The sequence below is a fragment of the Micromonospora sp. NPDC005413 genome, from assembly GCF_040606435.1.
Taxonomy (GTDB): Bacteria; Actinomycetota; Actinomycetes; order Mycobacteriales; family Micromonosporaceae; genus Micromonospora.
This window is the reverse complement of sequence record NZ_JBEXEV010000015.1, coordinates 18123-37712: the sequence shown is the minus strand read 5'-3', so window position 1 is coordinate 37712 and position 19590 is coordinate 18123. Positions and strand designations below refer to the sequence as shown.

Annotated in this window: 14 protein-coding genes; 9 read left to right on the top strand and 5 right to left on the bottom strand. The window is 71.1% G+C overall.

Annotated elements, in window-relative coordinates; translation table 11 throughout:
- The first annotated feature begins 8 nt into the window (after positions 1-8).
- From ABZS37_RS17855 to ABZS37_RS17840, 4 genes are read left to right on the top strand one after another with little or no spacing between them, the layout of a single operon-like run.
- Positions 9-1340, top strand: coding sequence for an ABC transporter substrate-binding protein (locus ABZS37_RS17855; protein WP_355170190.1), 1332 nt, complete (start codon positions 9-11; stop codon positions 1338-1340).
- A 6-nt stretch (positions 1341-1346) separates the two neighbouring features.
- Complete coding sequence (locus ABZS37_RS17850) at positions 1347-2312, top strand: sugar ABC transporter permease (RefSeq protein WP_355170188.1); 966 nt, start codon at positions 1347-1349, stop codon at positions 2310-2312.
- A gap of 10 nt (positions 2313-2322) precedes the next feature.
- A complete protein-coding gene (locus ABZS37_RS17845; RefSeq protein ID WP_355170186.1) occupies positions 2323-3177 on the top strand; it encodes a carbohydrate ABC transporter permease in 855 nt (284 codons plus the stop codon).
- Complete coding sequence (locus ABZS37_RS17840; protein ID WP_355170184.1) at positions 3174-4196, top strand: glycoside hydrolase family 43 protein; 1023 nt, start codon at positions 3174-3176, stop codon at positions 4194-4196. Before ABZS37_RS17845 ends, ABZS37_RS17840 begins: the two co-directional genes overlap by 4 nt.
- A gap of 184 nt (positions 4197-4380) precedes the next feature.
- Here the strand turns inward: ABZS37_RS17840 and ABZS37_RS17835 are convergent, their stop codons facing one another.
- Complete coding sequence (locus ABZS37_RS17835; protein ID WP_355170182.1) at positions 4381-5883, bottom strand: amino acid permease; 1503 nt, start codon at positions 5881-5883, stop codon at positions 4381-4383.
- A gap of 215 nt (positions 5884-6098) precedes the next feature.
- On the opposite strand from ABZS37_RS17835, the gene ABZS37_RS17830 reads away from it, so the two are divergent.
- On the top strand, positions 6099-7757 hold the full coding sequence (locus ABZS37_RS17830) for a family 10 glycosylhydrolase (protein WP_355170180.1): 1659 nt from the start codon (positions 6099-6101) through the stop codon (positions 7755-7757).
- Positions 7758-7941: 184 nt separating this feature from the next.
- Positions 7942-8481, top strand: coding sequence for a phospholipase (locus ABZS37_RS17825; RefSeq protein WP_355170178.1), 540 nt, complete (start codon positions 7942-7944; stop codon positions 8479-8481).
- Positions 8482-8649: 168 nt separating this feature from the next.
- Here ABZS37_RS17825 and ABZS37_RS17820 read toward each other — a convergent pair whose 3' ends face one another.
- The gene (locus tag ABZS37_RS17820; protein ID WP_355170176.1) at positions 8650-11490 is read right to left on the bottom strand and encodes an adenylate/guanylate cyclase domain-containing protein; all 2841 of its coding nucleotides are present in this window, start codon (positions 11488-11490) and stop codon (positions 8650-8652) included.
- 152 nt (positions 11491-11642) lie between these two features.
- A complete protein-coding gene (locus ABZS37_RS17815) occupies positions 11643-11858 on the bottom strand; it encodes a zinc ribbon domain-containing protein (RefSeq protein ID WP_355170174.1) in 216 nt (71 codons plus the stop codon).
- 37 nt (positions 11859-11895) lie between these two features.
- Here ABZS37_RS17815 and ABZS37_RS17810 point away from each other — a divergent pair, with 37 nt between their 5' ends.
- The 3 genes from ABZS37_RS17810 to ABZS37_RS17800 all read left to right on the top strand — a co-directional run bounded on the left by ABZS37_RS17810 (position 11896) and on the right by ABZS37_RS17800 (position 17851).
- Positions 11896-13368, top strand: a complete 1473-nt coding sequence (locus ABZS37_RS17810; protein ID WP_355170172.1) for a lytic transglycosylase domain-containing protein — start codon at positions 11896-11898, stop codon at positions 13366-13368.
- A gap of 72 nt (positions 13369-13440) precedes the next feature.
- Entirely contained in the window at positions 13441-14457 is a 1017-nt protein-coding gene (locus ABZS37_RS17805; protein WP_355170314.1) for a GNAT family N-acetyltransferase, read from the top strand.
- Positions 14458-14548: 91 nt separating this feature from the next.
- Positions 14549-17851 (top strand): lamin tail domain-containing protein, encoded by a 3303-nt coding sequence (locus ABZS37_RS17800; RefSeq protein WP_355170170.1) that lies wholly within the window; start codon positions 14549-14551, stop codon positions 17849-17851.
- Between the two features lie 96 nt (positions 17852-17947).
- On the opposite strand, the gene ABZS37_RS17795 is transcribed toward ABZS37_RS17800, so the two are convergent.
- On the bottom strand, positions 17948-18190 hold the full coding sequence (locus ABZS37_RS17795) for a hypothetical protein (RefSeq protein WP_355170168.1): 243 nt from the start codon (positions 18188-18190) through the stop codon (positions 17948-17950).
- Positions 18191-18603: 413 nt separating this feature from the next.
- Positions 18604-19587, bottom strand: coding sequence for a porphobilinogen synthase (gene hemB, locus ABZS37_RS17790; protein ID WP_354996804.1), 984 nt, complete (start codon positions 19585-19587; stop codon positions 18604-18606).
- Between the last annotated feature and the right edge of the window lie 3 nt (positions 19588-19590).

Genomic DNA, 19590 nt, shown 5'->3' with positions numbered 1-19590 from the left:
GATACAGCATGATCCAGAACGACATGAGCCGGCGGCGCCTGCTCGGCCTCGGTCTCGGAGTCGGTGCCGCGGCCTCGCTGACCCTCGCCGGTTGCGGCGGCGGCGATGACAGCACCTCCGGGCCGGCCGCCGGCAACGGCGGTAAGGAGTACACCGGCCCCAAGGTGGACCTGAAGCTGTGGAACGGCTTCACCGGCGGCGACGGCGACATCTTCAAGGCGCTGGTGAACCAGTTCAACACCGAGCACAAGAACATCGCCGTGTCGGTGGCCACGTACCAGTGGGAGGACTACTACAACAAGCTCCCCGGTGCGGCCTCCAGCGGCAACGGCCCGGACATCGCGGTCATGCACATGGACCAGCTCGCCACCTTCGCCGCCCGCGGTGTGATCACCGAGCTGGATGACGTGGCCAAGAACCTGGAGCTCGCCGAGGGCGACTTCGCCCCCACGGTGTGGAAGGGCGGGCTCTACAACAACAAGCGGTACGGCATCCCGCTGGACATGCACCCGCTGGGCTTCTACTACAACAAGGCCGTCATGCAGAAGGCCGGCCTGGACCCGAACAAGCCACCGGCGACCAGGGAGGAGTACACCGCCGCGCTGACCGAGCTGAAGAAGGCCGGTGTGCAGGGCTTCTGGGTCAGCCCCTTCCAGTTCACCGGCGGTATGACCTTCTACTCGCTGCTGAACCAGTGGGGCGCCACCCTCTTCGACGCCGAGGTGGCCAAGGCCACGTTCAACTCCGACCCGGCGGTCGAGGCGTGCACCTGGCTGGTCGACATGGTCAAGCAGGGCTTCTCGCCGGCCAACGTCGGTCAGGACGCCGACTACCTGGCGTTCAAGAGCGGCAAGAACGCCTTCACCTGGAACGGCATCTGGCAGATCAACGATCTGAAGAAGAGCCCCGAGGTGCAGTGGGGCGTCGCCCCGCTGCCCCAGATCGGTAGCAAGCCGGCGGCGTGGGCCAACTCGCACAACTTCACCATCGTGAAGCAGCGGGCCAACGACGCCAACAAGGTCTCCGGCGCGAAGGTCTTCATCAACTGGCTCAGCGTGCACTCGCTGGACTGGGCGAAGGGCGGCCAGATCCCGGCCCGCAAGGCGGTCCGCGAGGGCGCCGAGTTCAAGGCGCTGCCGGAGATCTCGTCGCTCGCCCCCGAGTTGGAGTACGCGGCCTTCCCGCCGGCGGCGCCGGGTCTCGGCGAGGTCATGACGACCTTCTACAACTCCTTCAACGAGGCCGCGCTGGGCAAGAAGTCGCCCAAGCAGGCGCTCGACGACGGTGTGGCGAAGGCCAACAAGCAGCTTGAGGACAACCGCAAGAAGTACGGGAGCTGATAACCCGTGGCGGACGTGATCGAGGTCGGGGCGGCGCGCGATGACGCGCCGCCCTCGGCGGCCAAGGCTCCCCGCAGGGGTGCCTCGGCGGGCCGGACCGGACGGGCGACGCCGTATCTGTTCCTCGCCCCCTACCTGATCCTGTTCGGGGTGTTCGGCCTCCTGCCGATCATCGTGGGCCTGTGGCTCAGCGTGCACCAGTGGGACTTCCAGCTGCCCAATCGGCCGTTCGTCGGGTTGGACAACTACAAGGAGCTCTTCTCCAGCGAGTCCGCCGTCTACGGCGACTGGTGGGAGAGCATCCGGGCCACCGCGATCTTCACGGTCCTGTCGGTGCCGCTGCTGGTGGTCGTACCCCTCGGGTTGGCGCTGTTGCTGAACCGCTCCTTCCCTGGCCGGACCTTCTTCCGCGCGATCTATTTCGCGCCGTACGTGCTGGGCGTCGCGGTGATCGGCCTGCTCTGGCGGTTCCTGTTGGACGCCAACCTTGGCCTGGTCAACCGGCTCCTCGGGGCGGTCGGTCTGCCGGCGGACACCCCGTGGGTGACCAACATGCCGTGGGCGTGGATCTCGCTGGTCGGGGTGACCGTCTGGTGGACGTCCGGCTTCAACGCGGTGATCTACCTGGCCGGCCTGCAGGACATCTCGTCGGAGCTGTACGAGGCGGCCCGGATGGATGGCGCCAACGCCTGGCAGCGGTTCCGCAACGTCACCCTGCCCGGGCTGCGCCCGGTGCTGCTCTTCGTGATCACCACGACCGTGCTCGCCTCGGCGAACATGTTCGGCCAGTCGTTCCTGATCACCCAGGGAACGCCCGGCACGGAGACCCGCACGGTGGTGTGGTTCATCGTCGAGACGGGGCTGCGTAACAACAACGCCGGCAAGGCCGCCGCGATGAGCATCGTGTTCGCCCTGATGCTGGCCGTCGTGAGCATCGCCAACTTCCGCCTCTTCCGCTACAAGGAAGACTGAGGGGACCGCCATGACGACGCCCACGCGGACTTCCCGCGGTTCCGCGGCCGCGAGCCGGGTCGTGCTCTACGCCACCCTGGTAGCGCTGGCCCTGATCTTCCTGATCCCGCTGGTGTGGATGGTCATCACCTCGCTGAAGACCTACACCGCCGCCCAGCAGATGCCGCCGAGCTGGCTGCCGAACCCGATTGCGGGCTACGGCTACGAGCAGGTCCTCAACAACACGGCCAACCCGGTGCTGCGCTGGTTTCTCAACAGCATGCTGGCTGCCACGCTGCACTCGCTGCTGGTGCTGGTGACCGCCTCGATGGCCGCGTACGCGCTGGCCCGGCTGAAGTTCCGGGGACGCGGGGTGAGCTTCGCGCTGATCGTCGGGACGCTGTTCATCCCGCCGACCTCGCTGATCATCCCGAACTTCCTGATCGTCGACCAGCTCAACTGGATCGACACCCTCGCCGTGGTGGTGGTGCCCGGCGCGGCCAGCGCGTTCGGGGTGTTCTTCCTGCGGCAGTTCTTCCTCTCGCTCCCCAACGAGCTGGAGGAGGCCGCCACGCTGGACGGCGCCAACCAGTGGCAGATCTTCTTCCGGGTGGTGCTGCCGCTGTCCAAGCCGGCGCTGGCCACCCTGGCCGTGCTGTCGTTCCTCACCAACTGGAACGACTTCCTCTGGCCGATCTTCGTGCTGTTCAGCCCGGAGAAGCTCACCCTGCCGCCGGGCCTGGGCCTGCTCCAGGGCTCGTACGTCACCGACTACCCGGTGATCATGGCGGGGGCGGTGCTGGCCAGCGTGCCGGTGCTGATCCTCTTCGTGATCGCCCAGCGGCACATCATCCAGGGTGTCTCCCGCAGCGGTCTGAAGGGATGACGCGCACCACCACCCGGCGACGCGGCGCGGCGGCGATCATCGCCGCCGCGTTGCTCGTCGCGGGCTGCACCGACGGCAGCGAACCCACCCCCACGAGCAGCGGGAGCGACTCCAGCATGTTCACCAACCCGGTCGTACGCACCGACGCCCCTGATCCCCAGACGATCCAGGTGGGTGACACCTGGTACCTGTTCCACACCAACTCGGGCGGCCGCAACGTCCCGGTGCTCACGTCGACGGACCTGGTCGACTGGGCCGAGGCCGGGGACGCCCTGCCGGCGCTGCCGGACTGGGCGGACGCCGGCAAGACCTGGGCGCCGGAGGCGATCCAGGTGGCACCGGACCGCTTCCTGCTCTACTACACGGTCGCCGGGCGGGAATCCGGGCGGCAGTGCGTCGGCCGGGCGGTGGCCAGTGCGCCACAGGGGCCGTACCGGGACGACGCGGCCGGCCCGCTGATCTGCCAGGCCGACCTGGGCGGGGCGATCGACGCCAGCCCGTTCCGGGACACCGACGGCAGCCTCTGGCTGCTGTGGAAGAACGACGGCAACGCGATCGGGGTGGACACCTGGCTCTGGTCGCAGCGCCTCTCCGAGGACGGCCTGACCCTCGTGGGCGAGCCGACGAAGCTGCTCAAGCAGACCGAGCCGTGGGAGGGCACGCTGATCGAGGGGCCGTTCTTCCACCGCCAGGACGGTCGGCTGCTCCTCTTCTTCGCCGCCAACGCCTACGACCGGGCGGAGTACGCCGAGGGCTACGCGATCTGCGAGAGCCCGACCGGCCCGTGTGTGAAGGCCGCCGAGAACCCGATCCTGAAGAGCACCGACGCCGCCTCGGGCCCCGGCCACGCCTCGATGGTGGTCAAGGACGGCCGGACCTGGCTGCTCTACCACGCCTGGCCGCCCGGCCAGGAGGGCAGCACGGACCCGGGCCGGCAGGTCTGGCTCGACGAGGTGACGTGGCTCGACGGCAAGCCGGTGGTCAAGGGCCCAACGGGCAAGCCCCAACCCCGCCCCTAACCCACACCCCGCCCCGCCCCGCCGCCCCCCGCCCCGCCGCCCCGCGCCCCGCCGCGTCGATCTAGGGCATATCGTCGCTAGTGGATCTCCGATCACGACGATCTGCCCTAGATCAACGACGTAAGGGGCGAGGGCGGGCGCGGCGGGCGCGAGGGGCGGGGCGGTGCGGGGCGGTGCGGTGGGTTTAGCTTTCGGTGGCGGGCTCGCGGGGTGCCGGGGCGACGGCGGGCTCGTGCCGGGCCAGCCGGTTGCGGCGGTAGCCGTAGCCGAAGTAGATGAGCGCGCCGAGCAGCATCCAGGCCAGGAACCGCAGCCAGGTCTCCACCGAGAGGTTGAGCATCAGGTAGAAGCAGGCCAGCGCGGAGATGATCGGCAGCACCGGCGAGAACGGCACCCGGAACGGCCGCTCCAGGTCCGGGCGCTTGCGGCGCAGGATCGGCACCGCCATCGAGACCAGCACGAACGCGCAGAGCGCGCCGATGCTGACCAGGTCGGCCAGCGCGGACAGCGGCAGGAAGCCGGCCAGCAGCGCGACCGCCACCGTCATGATCGCCGAGATCCGGTACGGGGTGCCCCAGCGCGGGTGCACCTTCGCGATCGAGGGAGGGATCAACCCGTCCCGGGCGATGGCGAAGCCGATCCGGCCCATCGCCACGAGGTCGACCAGGATGACGCTGGTCAGACCGGCGACCGCGGCGATGGAGACGAGCACGGCCGCCCAGCCGGCGCCGACCGCCTCGAAGGCCGACGCGATCGGGGCGCCCCGGTCGATCTCGCCGTACGGCACCATCCCGACCAGCACCAGCGAGACGCCGACGTAGAGCACGGTGGAGATGAGCAGCGTGCCGAGCAGACCCAGGGTGAGGTCCCGCTTGGGCTTACGCGTCTCCTCGCCCAGGTTCGCCACCGCCTCGAACCCGGTGTACGCGAAGAAGACCACGGCGGCGGCGCTGAGCACCCCGACGAAGCCGAAGACCGACGGTTCCAGCCCGAAGAGCGCCTGCGTGACCGGTTGCTTGATGCCGTCGTCGCCGCTGCCCGCGGGCTCGGCCGGCGGGATGAACGGGGTGAGGTTGGCGGCCTTGACGAAGAACAGCCCGGCGACCACCACGAAGACGCAGATGGCCACCTTGACCAGCACCAGCAGGTTGGTGATCCGGGCGGACTCCCGGATGCCGACGATCGCCACAACGCCGAGGATCAGCACGATGGCGATGGCACCGACGTTGACGGTGCTGCCCTCCTCACCGAACCAGCGGGTCGGCAGGTCGAGCAGCTCGGCCAGGTAGCCGGACCAGCCGCGAGCCACCACGGCCGCGCCGAGCGCGAACTCCAGCAGCAGGTCCCAGCCGATGATCCAGGCGACGATCTCGCCCATCGAGGCGTACGCGTAGGTGTAGGCGCTGCCGGCGGTCGGCACGCTGGAGGCCAACTCGGCGTAGCAGAGCGCGGCGAGCAGGGCCACCACGCCGGCGATGGCGAAGGAGATCACCACGCCCGGTCCGGCGCTGTCCCGGGCCTCGATCCCGGTGAGGGTGAAGATGCCGGTGCCGATCACGATGCCGATGCCGAAGCCGGTGAGGTCGACCGCGCCGAGCCGTCTCTTCAGCCCCAGCCCGCCGTCGGTGCCGTCCGCCTCGCTCTGGGCTATCACGTCCTTGATCGGTTTGGTTCGCAGCACGGACACGCGGTCACCCCTTCCACCGTGCGACCACCCGCGTGGCGGCCGGTAGCCGGCGTTGCTACCCAGCGGCGGTAGTGGTCAATCGCATCGATCGGGCGCGAACCCTTGCGGCAGTGACCCGAGTGTGAAAATTTTCTACCTACGGCCGACAGTCAGCGACGAATCTTGCCGGCAGTGCCGTGCTGAACACCGGTAGCCCCAACGAAGGGACACACCGCATGAAGGCCACACGACTCGGAGCCGCCGGGCTGGTCGCAGTCCTGCTCGGCACGCTCGTCACCATCACCCCCGCGAGCGCCGCGCCCAGCGCGGCCGGCACCACCACCGCCACCTGCACCACCGACCCGGCCACCCCGAAGCGACAGTTCCGGGCCATGTGGATCTCGTCGGTGGTCAACATCGACTGGCCCAGCAAGGCGTCCCAGACCAGCCCGGATCGGGTCGCCGCCCAGCAGGCCGAATACCGGGGCCTGCTCGACCTCGCTCAGCGGCTGAACCACAACGCCGTCGTGGTGCAGGTCCGGCCGACCGCGGACGCCCTCTGGCCCTCGCCGTACGAGCCCTGGTCGGAATACCTGACCGGCGTACGCGGCCAGGACCCAGGCTGGGATCCGCTTGCCTTCCTGGTCGAGGAGGCACACCGACGCAACCTGGAGTTCCACGCCTGGTTCAACCCGTACCGCGTCTCCATGCCGGCGCCCGGCGGTGCCGGCGCCGACCTCAACCTGCTCGCCCCTGGCCACCCGGCCCGGCAGCATCCGGACTGGACCTTCGCCTACCCACCGGCCGGCGTGGCCGGCAGCCGGCTCTACTACAACCCCGGCATCCCGGAGGTCCGCGAGTTCGTGCAGACCGCGATGATGGACGCGGTCAGCAGGTACGACATCGATGGCGTGCACTTCGACGACTACTTCTACCCCTACCCCAGCGGCAGCCACCAGGTGCCCGACGACGCCACCTTCGCGGCCCACAACCGGGGCTTCACCGACCGGGCGGACTGGCGGCGGGACAACATCAACCTGCTGGTCCAGGAGATGAACGGCAAAATCAAGGCGGTCAAGCCGTGGGTGAAGTTCGGGGTCAGCCCGTTCGGCATCTGGCGGAACAAGTCCGTCGACCCGCTGGGCTCGGACACCACCGGCAGCCAGTCGTACGACATCATCTCCGCCGACACCCGCAAGTGGGTCAAGGAGGAGTGGATCGACTACGTGGTTCCGCAGCTCTACTGGTACATCGGCCAGTACCCGGCGGCCGACTACGCACGGCTGGTCCCGTGGTGGGCCGAGACGGTGCGTGGCACCCGCGTCCAGCTCTACATCGGCCAGGCCGACTACAAGAGCGGCGATCCGGCGTACGGGCAGTTCTGGCAGAACCCGAGCGAGCTGTCCGACCACCTGACGCTCAATCGGGCGTACCCGGAGGTGCAGGGCAACGTGCACTTCTCCGCCGTCCAGGTGCGGGCCAACCGGCTCGGCGCCACCGACATCTACGCCGCCGAGCACTACTCCCGTCCGGCGCTCGTGCCGGCGATGTCGCACCTGCCGGCCCGCCCACTGCTCTTCCCGGTGGTCACCAAGGCGACCCGGCAGACCGACGGAGTACGGCTGACCTGGCGCCAGCCGGCTGACGGCGTCGGGCCGCTGGGCACTGCCACCTCGTACGCGATCTACCGGTTCGATGGCACCACGCTGCCCGGTCGGTGCGGCACCGCGGACGCCGCGCACCTGGTCGGCACCGTCCGGGCCACCTCCGGCGGCTCCCAGTCGTGGGTGGACACGTCAGCCGAGCCCGGCCGGCGCTACACCTACCAGCTCACCGCACTGGACCGGTTGGCCAACGAGAGCCCGACGAGCCCGCCGGCCTTCGTCCTGCGCTGACCCGTCCACCTTCACCGAATGCCCCGGGCGCCCCGCGCGTCCGGGGCATTCGTGTGTTTCAACGTATGTCATCAATAGTTGGCGATGCGCATACCGCCTAGTTGATCAGCTGATCGAGACTCATCGACATCCGGTAACCCGCCGGTAACTTCGTCCCACCCGCTCACCCCCGCGGAGGTAACCCGTGCCCCGACGTCTCGCCACCCTGATCGCCTCGGGCGCGCTCGCGCTGCTCGCCACCCTCGCCATCGCCTCCCCCGCCGCCGCGGTCACCCCCGCACAGCGACTGTCGGTGCTCTCCAGCTGGACCCAGACCAGCGCGTCCAGCTACAACTCCTGGAACAACGCCCGGGTCAACCGGGCACCCTGGGCCGAGTACAACTTCAACTGGTCCACCGACTACTGCTCGTCGAGCCCCGACAACCCGCTCGGGTTCACCTTCAACCTGGGCTGCTACCGGCACGACTTCGGCTACCGCAACTACAAGGCGGTCGGCCAGTTCTCCGCCAACAAGTCCCGACTGGACAGCGCCTTCTACGAGGACCTGAAGCGCGTCTGCACCACGTACAACGCGGTCGTCCGGCCGGCCTGCTACAGCCTGGCCTGGACCTACTACCAGGCCGTCAGCATCTTCGGTTCCGTAGCGGCCGTGCAGCAGGCCGACATCGACCGCGCCGCCCAAATGAAGGCCAAGGCCGAAGCCGCAGCCGCCGCCCGCGCCTAAACCCCAACCCCAACCCCCCACCCACCCCACCCCACGCCCCGTTGATCAAGAGGTTTCGGTCACCGGAAGACCGTTTCCTGACGCAAACCTCTTGATCAACATGTCCGGGGGGTGGGGTGGGGGTGGGGTGGGGTGGGGTGGGGTGGGGTGGGGTGGGGTGGGGGTGGGTTAGGCGCGTTCGGTTCTGGTGGCTGGGTGGTGTTCTGGGTCGGCGGGGCGGCGGGGGGTTGGCTGGGACAGGCCGGTGCTGAAGCGGGTCGAATCCGCCGCCAGGTCCGGATGTTCCACGTCCAGTGCCAGCGCCGCAGCCTCGTCCAGCCCCAACTCGGCACCCTCGCCGTACGCGTCGTCGAAGGCCGCGTCGCCCAGCGCCGCACGCAACTCCACCTGCTGGTCGGCCCAGTAGCCGCCGAAGATGCCCGGCGTCGCTCGCATGCTCGCCCGGGTGGCCTGCGCCGCCCCGAACAGGCGGGCGGCGGTCAATCTGGCCCCGCCGATCGCGCAGCGGACCGCGACCGCGTTCAACGTGTCGCACGCCCGACCGTGGTAGCCGTGGCCCATCCGGGAACGTAGCGCCACCAGCAGGTGCTCGTGTGCGGCGATCACGTCGCCCCGGGCCAGCGCGACCATCCCGAGCAGCATGTCCACCGAACGCCGGCCCCGCTCCACCGGCCGGGCCGCCTCCACCGGACGGACCGCCCCCAGCAGGTCCGCCGCCTCCTCCAGGGCGCCGCGCCGCCAGAGCAGCTCGGCCAGGCTGAACACCGCGAACAGCGCTTCGCCGACCACGTCCTGCCCGTGCGCCCAGTCGATGACCTCCCGGCACACCCGCTCGGCCTCGACGAACTGGCCCATGTCCACCAACGGCGCGGCCCGGCCGGCGAGCACCCGGGCCAGCAGCCCGGCATCACCGGCCTGCCGGGCGGCCGCCTCCGCCCGCTGGGAGTAGCGCAACTCCTCGGCGAACTCGCCGTCCGCGCCTGCGTGCAGGGAATGCATGTGGTAAGCCGCCGCCAGTTCCGCCTCGGGGATCCGCTCGCCCGTCTCAGCGATCCGCCCGTACAACCGGAACAGCCACAGCCGCCCCTCCCGGGCCAGGCCCCGCTCAAGCCACCACTGGTCCAGGCCACCAGCCAGGCCGAGACCGGCGCGGGCGCTGCCCCCGGTGGCGCACCACCGCAGCGCCGCGCGCAGCTCCCCGGCCAGTGGGTCGAGGGCATACAGCGACAGCGTCACCGGTCGGCCGTCCTGACCCAGGTGCGCCCGGTCCAGTGCATGCGCCGACCAGGCCACGTGCCGGTTCCGGGCGGCCTGCTCCTCGCCCGCCTCGACCAGCCGCCGCGCCGCGTACGCCCGGATGGGGTCAAGCATCCGGTAGGTGCTGCCGGCAGCACGCGGCTCGGCCAACACCATCGACTTGTCCACCAGCACCGAGAGCGGATCCAGCGGGTCGTCGCCCAGCAGCCACTCCACCGTCGCCAGGTCCACCGGCCCTGCGAAGACCGCCAGCCACCGCAGCAGGCGGGCGGCCCGTGGCCCCAGCGTCCGGTACGACCAGGTGACGGTGGCCTGCATGGTCAGGTGCCGCTCGGTGGCCGAGCGCTGCACCGCCCTGCTCGCCGGGGTGGGCGGCGACGACCCGGCCGCCGCGGCGACCAGGTCCACGGTGTCCTGCTGGTTGCCGGACCAACCCCGCTCCACCGGCGGCGGCTCCGGGTCCTCCCGGCCTGCGTCCAGTGTGCCGAGCACATCGTCCAGTCGCTCGGCGAGCTGGCCGACCGAGAGCACCCGCAGCCGGGCGGCGGCCAGCTCGATGGCGAGCGGCAAGCCGTCCAGCCGCTGCACCACCCGGCGCAGATCGGCCGACTCGGCCGGGTCCGGTTGCCGGCCGCCGCGCGCCGCCGCCGTACGGTCCAGCAGCAACGCCACCGCGTCGCTCTCCGCGCCGTCCGCCTGCGGGTCGACCGAGAGCGGCGGGATCCGCCAGACCACCTCGCCGGGCAGGCTGAACGACTCACGACTGGTCGCGATGACCCGCACGCCGCTCCCGCCGGACAGCAACCGCGCGATCACCTCCGCGCAGGCGGCCGGTTGGGTGTCGCAGGTGTCCAGCACGACCAGCATGCGGCGACCTGCCGCGTACTCGACCAGGGTGTCCAGCATCGGCCGGCCCGGCTCGGGTCGCAGGCCGAGCACCGCGGCGATCGCGAACGCCACCAGCCCCGGGTCGGTCACCGCGGCGATGTCGACGAACCAGACCCCGTCCGGGTACGCCTCGACCACCCCGCTGGCCAACTCCACCGCGAGCCGGGTCTTGCCCGCGCCGCCCGCGCCCAGCACCGTGACGAGGCGGTGCTGTTTCACCAACAGGCCCAGCTCGACGCGCTCGGTCTGCCGACCGACGAACGAGGTCACCTGGGTCGGCAGGTTGTGCGCCACCGCGTCGGCGGTACGGGGTCGGGGGAACTGCCGCTCCAGGCCCGGCGCGACCAGTTGGAACAGTCGTTCCCGGTCGTCGAAGCCTCGCAACCGGTGCAGGCCCATGTCGAGCAGGGTCGCACCGGGCGGCAGCGGCTCGGCCCGACGTGCGGTGGACGCCGAACAGAGCACCTGTCCGCCGTGCGCGGCGGCGGCCACCCGGGCGGCCCGGTGCACCTCGGGGCTGATGTACTCGCCGTCGCGTGGCTCGGCGTAGCCGGTGTGCAGGCCCATCCGTACCCGGGGCGCGGCTTCGGTGGTGGGCCAGTCGTGGCTGGACAACGCTCGCTGGGCGGTCAGGCACGCGGTCAGCGCCGCCGCAGCGTCCTCGAAGGCCAGGAAGAACGAGTCGCCTTCGGTCAGCAGCTCCGCGCCACCCGTGCTGGCCAGTGTCCGGCGCAGCAGCCGACGGTGCTCGGCGAGCACCGGGCGGTAGTCCGGGCCGAGTAGCTGGGCCAGCCGGGTCGAGCCCTCGATATCGGTGAAAACGAAGGTCACCCAACCGCTCGGGAGCTGGATCCGTGGCGACATGCGTGGAACCTCCGCCCGTGACGTCGGATTCATGCTGCCTGAGTCCGAGCGGTCACGCATCGTGAGAACGGCCGGGCAGGTGCCGCCTCAAGGTGCCACTCGGACCCGCTCCCGGCAAGGCAAGCCCACCAGGCGGCGGCGATTTGGCCCGATCAGCAGCCGCAGGCGCCGCCGCAGCACCCACCACCGGCGGACGCCGGGGCACCACCGGTGGCACCACCCCGCCCGGTAACCGCGACCGCGGAGAGCAGCTTGACCGTGTCGGCGTGTCCCTGTGGGCAGGTAGCCGGCTCACCGGCCGCCGCCATCGAACGGTTGACCTCGAAGGTGTCGCCGCAAGCGCGGCAGCGGAACTCGTACCGGGGCATGGCACCCAGAGTACGTGGATCTGGCGTCCTGCGGAGTATGGGTGATACTCGACGGGTGGTGGACGGCGAGGACGACACGCGTGTGCAACCGTTACGACCGGCCGCGCCGATGGACGGGCCACTCGAAGGCTCGGGGGCCGCGCCGGACCCGGTGCGCGCGGTGCCCCGCCCTCGCCGACCCTGGCTGAGCGGACGGTCCGGAACCAAGCCGACCACACCAGCGGCGACGGCCACCCCGACCGCCCCCGCCGGGTCCGATCCGGACGCGAGCGTTACCGCCGCCGGCACGAGCGCCCCGGCCGAGCCCGAGTCGCCCCCGACCGCCGACACCAAGATCGCCGACACCAAGGTCGAGGACTCGAAGGCCGAGGACACCCGGGTCGAGGACCCGACGGCCGACGCCAGCGCCAGTGGCCTTGCCGCGCCGAAGCCTTCGACCGGGTCGAGCGGCGACACGTCGGTTGACGATGCGAAGACCGTCACCGTGGCCGACGCCGCGGATCTGACGAAAACCACTGTGGACGAATTGGCCGTCGTGTCGGCAGCCGACCCCGCCCGGCGACGGCGGATGCCGTTCGCGCACGCGGTACGGCTGCCGCCGCGTCAGGCGGCAGCCTCCGCCGCCCGCGCGACCCGCGCCTGGGCTCACCGGCCGAGTGGCCGGCTCACTCTGCCCGGCGTCTTCCTGCTGGCGATGGTGGCCGCGACCGCAGCGGCGGGGGCGCTGCTCGTGCCGGCCACGATCCGCGCACCCCGCACGGTCGCGGCCGACTCCTCCGCCGCGCCGACCGCTGCCGCACCGCCAGCGGTGCCGTCCGGCCTACCCACCGGCCCGCTGCCCACCGGGCCCGTCCCGACCGGCCCGGTGCCCGGCGGCGGGCTGCCCAGCGGCGGGCTACCCACCAACGGGTTTCCGACCGGGCCAGTGATCGGGGGTCGGCCGTCGGACGCCCTGGCCGGTTGGGCTCAGCAGGTCGGCGCCAAGGTCGGCGTCCCCGCTGTCGCCATGCAGGCGTACGGCTATGCCGAGCTGGTGCTCGCCCAGACCAACCGCAGCTGTGCGTTGAGCTGGACCACGCTGGCCGCGATCGGTCAGGTCGAATCGGGACACGGCTCGGCCAACGGCGCACGGCTGGGGCAGGACGGCAAGGCGCTGCCAAAGATCATCGGACTGCCGTTGGACGGGAAGGACGGCCGGATGCGGATCATCGACACCGACCGTGGGCTGCTCGACGGGGACCCGGTCCTCGACCGCGCGATCGGGCCGATGCAGTTCATCCCGACCACCTGGCAGGAGATCGGCGCGGACGCGGACAACGACGGGGCCAAGGACCCGCACGACCTGGACGACGCCGCCCTGGCGGCGGGCAACTACCTCTGCAAGGGCGGCCGCAACCTGAGCATCCCGGGCGACTGGTGGAACGCGATCCTGTCCTACAACGACGTGCGACGGTACGCCCAGGAGGTCTACGACACCGCGAACCGGTACGGACGGGCCAGTCGCTCGTGAAGTGATCGTTTAGATACGTTGGAGAACTGGACACTTCCCCCGGGCAACTGTTAGCGGCAAGCTAGACGGGTGATGGTGCGCGAGTGGGACCCCAGGACCGCGTCGTCCGCCGAGATCGCGTCGCTGCTGGCCACGCTGAACGCGGTCCTGGCGGCCGATCTGCCGCAGGACCCGCCGTGGCGGGAGACCTCGCTGCGGGAATACCTCGCCGAGGTGATGCCCGGCGAGCGGCGGATCTCCTGGATAGCTCAGGCCGAGCCGACCGCCCCTGGCGACCCGGGCGCGGTGCTCGGCCAGGTTCACGTGCTGCTCCTCGGCGACATCGGCGTGCTCGAGGTGCTGGTGCACCCGTCCGTGCGGCGCAGCGGCCTCGGCCGTGACCTGGTGTTGCGTGCCGCCCGCCGGGTCTACCAGGAGGGCTTCCGGTCGATCGGGGTCGAGGTGGTCGGCGACACGCCGGCGGTGGCCTTCTACGAGGCGCTCGGCTTCACCCGGGAGTACGTGGAGACGCGCAGTGTGCTCGACCTGTCCTCGGTCGACTGGGCCGAGCTTGCCCAGATGGCCACCGGCATCGGGGCGGGCTACCACCTGGAGTTCTTCCCCGGCGGGCCACCGGATGACCTGATCGAGGCGTACGCGCGGGCCAAGGCCGAGGTGCGCGACGTCGACGATGGTGAGCTGCGGCCCAGCTCCTACGACCCGGAGCGGCTGCGCGACAGCCTCGACACCCTGCACCGGCGGGGCATGAAACCGTACATCGTGCTCGCCCAGCACGAGCAGAGCGGCGAGGTGGCCGGCCTGACCGAGGTGGTGGTGCCGGCGCAGCACCCGACCCGCGCCGACCAGTACGACACGATCGTCGCGCAGGACCACCGGGGCTACGGCATCGACCGGGCGATCAAGGCCAGGATGCTGCTGGAGCTGCGTTCGGCCGAGCCGGAGCTGATCGAGGTGCAGACCTGGAACGCGCAGGCCAACGAGGCGATGCTGAAGGTCAACGCGGAGCTGGGCTACCGGCCCGACCGGGACTGGTGCGAATACAGCGTCGACGTCGCCGAGCTGGTGCACCGCCTCGATCCGCCGCGCTGAGGAATTCACGAAACTGTCCATTAGGGGATGGACGGTGGACAGTCGCGCACCTTAACGTGCGTTGACCCCATCCACCCATCGTGGAGGCCCTATGCGCCCGCGCCGCACAATCGCCGCGCTCGCGACCGCCACCGCCGCCGTGACCATCACGGCGCTCGGCGTCGCACCCACCGCGGCCAGCGCCGCGCCCACCGACCTGTTCATCTCGGAGTACGTCGAAGGTTCGTCGAACAACAAGGCCATCGAGCTGTTCAACGGCACCGGCGCCCCCGTCGACCTCACCGCCGGCGGCTACCAGCTCCAGCTCTACTTCAACGGCTCCACCACGGCCACCACGATCGCGCTGACCGGGACGGTGGCCGCGGGTGACGCGTTCGTGTTCGCCAGCACCTCGGCCGGGGCCGCCATTCTCGCCCAGGCCGACCAGACCACCGGGGCGAGCCTGTTCAACGGTGACGACGCGATCGTGCTGCGCCGGGGCACCACCGTGCTCGACTCGATCGGGCAGGTGGGCGTCGATCCGGGCACCGAGTGGGGTGCCGGTGCCACCAGCACCGCGGACAACACGCTGCGCCGACTGCCGACCGTGGCCGCTGGCGACACCGACCCGTCGGACGCGTTCGACCCGGCCGCGCAGTGGGCCGGCTTCCCGGTCGACACCTTCGACGGGCTCGGCACGCACACCGTGGACGACGGCGGCCCCGTCGACGCGCCGGCCACGCTGACCTGTGGCGGCCCGCTGGTCACCGCCGCGGGCACGGCGGCGACCCGGGAGGTCACCGCCACCGACCCCGATGACACGATCGTCGACCTGGCGGTGACCGCGGTCAGCCCGACTCCGGCCACCGGCACGATCACCCGCGACGCGTTCACCCCCGCCGAGGGCGTGGGCGGCACCGCCCGCGCCACGGTCGGCGCGAGCGCCGACCTCTCCGCCGGGGCGTACACCGTCACCATCACCGCGACCGACGCGGGCGGCGGCACCGCCAGCTGCGCGCTGGTCGTGCAGGTGACCCGGGAGTTGACCGTCGGTGAGGTGCAGGGCCCGACCACCGACGCCGAGTCCGGTCCGAGTGACCGCTCACCGCTCGCACCGGCGAGCGGCAACGGCACGAGCAGCACGCTGTACGACGTACGCGGCGTGATCACCCAGTTGACCCTGGCCCGCACCTCGGCCGGGGCGGAGCAGCACGGCTTCTTCCTGCAGAGCCGGACCGGCGACACCGACGGCGACCCGACCAGCTCCGACGGCATCTTCGTGTTCATGGGCGCGTTCACCTCGCTGATCGGCGGCTACGTCCCCACGGTCGGCGACGAGGTCGTCCTCCGGGCCCGGGTCTCGGAATACTTCACCTTCACTCAGCTCTCCGGCGCCTCGCTGGTCCGCCGGATCGCCACCGGCCTGGCCGTGGACACCGCGGTCGAGGTGGCCGACGCGGTGCCGCCGGTTGAGTTGACCGACGCGCAGCGCTTCTGGGAGCGGCACGAGGGCAGCCGGCTGCGGGTACGCGCGGGCAGTGGCGCGGTGAGCGGACGGGACGTCTTCTCCTCCACCGCCGACGCCGAGCTGTGGGTGGTCGACCGGGACGACCCGCTGCTGGACCGCGCCGACCCGTACGCCCGGCGGGTCTTCCGTGATTCGCACCCGCTGGACAACGACCCGACCCGCCGCTTCGACGACGGTAACGGCCAGCGGGTGCTGCTCGGCAGCATGGGCGTGAAGGCCACCGCCGGGGACAGCACCGCGCTGCTCCCGCCGGCGCACACCTTCGACACGCTGCGCGCGGACGCGCTGGGTGCGGTCTACTACTCGTTCGAGAAGTACGGCGTCCAGGTCGAGCGGGCGGAGTTCGACGCCGGGGCCGACCCGTCGAAGAACAACCCGCCGAAGCCGGCCGACCGGTCGCAGGAGGTGGCGGTCGCCACCTACAACGTGGAGAACCTGTACGACTACCGGGACGACCCGTTCGACGGCTGCGACTTCGCCGGCAACGCCGGCTGCACCGGGGTCAGCCCGCCCTTCGACTACGTGCCGGCCAGTGAGGCGGACTACCGCGAGCACCTGACCTCGCTCGCCGACCAGATCGCCAAGGACCTGCACGCACCGGACCTGATCCTGGTGCAGGAGGCCGAGGACCAGGACATCTGCACGGTCACCGGAACGGCACTGGCCTGCGGTGACACGGACAACGCCGACGGCGCTCCGGACAGCATCCAGGAGTTGGCGCTCGCGGTGGCGGCGGCCGGCGGGCCGGCGTACGCCGCTGCCTATGACCGGACCGGCGCGGACGCCCGCGGTATCACCGCGGCCTTCCTGTATCGCACCGACCGGCTCTCGCTGGCCGCGGCGACGGCCACGGACCCGCTGCTCGGCTCGGCGCCGACCGTCCAGTACCGGGCTCCGGGGCTGCCGGCCAACGCCGACGTGCAGAACCCGAAGGCGCTCAACGCGGTGCTGCCGGCGGACGTGGACACGTCGACCGGCAAGGACGGCAACAACGTCTTCACCCGCGCTCCCCAGCTGGGCAAGTTCAGCGTGGCCGCGTCGCCCGGCTCGGCCGAGCGGTTCACCCTGTACGCGCTCAGCAACCACTACTCCTCCGGCCCGGACAGCCGGGTCGGGCAGCGGCGGGAGCAGGCGGCGTACGGCGCGGCGATCGTCACCGCGATCGAGGCGGCCGACCAGTCCGCCCGGGTGGTCTACGGCGGAGACCTGAACGTCTTCCCCCGCCCGGACGACCCGTTGCCCTTCGGGCACCAGCAATTCAGCGCCACCGGCAGCCAGCCCACCCCGTCGGACCAGTTGGCCCCGCTCTACCAGGCGGGTCTGCACAACCTGTGGGACAACCTGGTCGCGGACGTGCCTGCGGCCGCCTACTCGTACAGCTTCGAGGGGCAGGCGCAGACGCTCGACCACCTGTTCGTCAACGAGGCGCTCTACGGCGACCTGGTGCAGGTGCGGGCGGCGCACATCAACGCCGACTGGCCGGCGGAGTTCACCGGCGACGGGTCGCGGGGTTCCAGCGACCACGATCCGCAGGTGGCCCGGTTTCGTTCTCGGGCGTCCCTGACCGTCGCCGACACGACGGTGGTCGAGGGCAACCAGGGCACGCGGCAGCTCACCTTCACCGCCACCGTGTCCCGGCCGCTGTCCCAGCCGGTACTGCTCTGCGCCGCCACCGTCGGCCTCACGGCGCAGGCTGGCTCGGACTTCGACCCGTACGCCGGCTGCAAGGTGCTGGCCGCCGGGCAGACGTCGGTCGTCTTCCCGGTGACGGTGCGGGGTGACCGGAAGCGGGAGTCGGACGAGAAGCTGACGCTGCTGGTGGCCGGCGTGCCCGGGTTGCGACTGACCGATCCGCTGGCAGTCGGCACCATCACCAACGACGACTGACCCTTCGGCCCCCTCCACCGGTGTCGGCGGCCCACCGTCCAGGTTTTCCCGGACGGTGGGCCGCTGCCTTTCGCCCTCGGCCGCACCCCGCCCGGCTCAGTAGTAGTGGTGGCTGATCGGTGGTGGTGGCAGATGGCGGTGCTGGGCTACCCGCACCTCCCACTGGCTGCGTCGGCGTCGCGCCTCCCGATCTGCCGAGTCGCGGTGGTAGGTCTCCGGGGGCCGAGCCAGCCCGTAGACGTCCCCCCACCACTCCCCCGGCTCCGGGTCGAGGATGGTGTCGAGGTGTGACGGGTAGCGGCGGCCGGCGCCGTCGTGAATGTCCTCCCGATCGGCCATCGGGTGGATGACCCGCCTCAACCCGCCCCACTGTCGAGGGTGTGACTTTGGCAAACCGGGCCATCTGGCGCTGGCCCAACCCCTTCATGCGCCGGGCCCGACGAACGAGACCGGCGATGGGGAACGGACCGATGGTGGGACCCACAGAGGGAGGAGGATCGAGCGCCGAAGCCATGCGTCCACGATCCTCGGCCCGGACACGCGGCTCAATCCCTGTGGCAAAACCTGTGGATAACTGGCGGGGTCGGAGGCCAAGGGTGTCCCACGCCGCAAAGGGGGGAAAGGGCACCCGACTGCCTCCCTTGAGGCACGCAGCGTAGAAACCCCGGGCATGCCGAGGAGCGCGCAGGGCACGGCTCAGGAAGCGCAGGCTACGGACAAACGAGCCCAGGCGCGACGGCCGGCGATGACCGTCAGTAGCGCTGGCGGAGCAACCCGGCGGCCTCGACGGCCCAGTAGGTGAGGATGATCTGCGCGCCGGCCCGCTTGATCGAGGTGAGCGTCTCCAACATCACCCGCTCCCGATCGATCCAGCCGTTCGCGGCGGCCGCCTCGACCATCGCGTACTCGCCGGAGACCTGGTAGGCGGCGACCGGGACGTCCACCGCGGCCCGCACCGCCGCCACCACGTCGAGGTAGGGCAGCGCCGGCTTGACCATCACCAGGTCGGCGCCCTCGGCGACGTCGAGCGCCACCTCGCGCAGCGACTCGCGCAGGTTGGCCGGGTCCTGCTGGTAGGTGCGCCGGTCGCCCTCCAGCGCCGACTCCACGGCGTCACGGAACGGGCCGTAGAAGGCGGAGGCGTACTTCGCGGCGTACGCCAGCACTGCCACGTCCTGGTACCCGGCGGCGTCGAGCGCCCTGCGTACCACGCCGACCTGGCCATCCATCATCCCGGACGGCCCGACCATGCCGACCCCGGCGGCGGCCTGGGCCACCGCCATCTCGGCGTACGCGGCCAGGGTGGAGTCGTTGTCGACCTCGCCGTCCGCGGTGAGCAGCCCGCAGTGCCCGTGCGAGGTGAACTCGTCCAGGCACAGGTCGCTCATCACCACCGTGGCGTCACCCACCTCGGCCACCACGTCGCGGATGGCGACGTTGAGGATGCCGTTCGGGTCGATGCCGCCGGAGCCGGTCGGGTCCCGCCGTTCCGGCACGCCGAAGAGCATGATTCCGCCGACGCCGGCCCGGACCGCCTCGGCCGCCGCCTTGCGCAGCGAGTCCCGGGAGTGCTGGAGCACCCCCGGGAGCGATGCGATGGCCCGGGGCTCGGTCAGCCCCTCCTTGACGAACATCGGCACGATCAACTCGGCCGGGTCGACCCGGGTCTCGGACACCAGCCGGCGGATCGCCGGGGTGCGGCGCAGGCGGCGGGGCCGGATCTCGGGGTACGACATGGG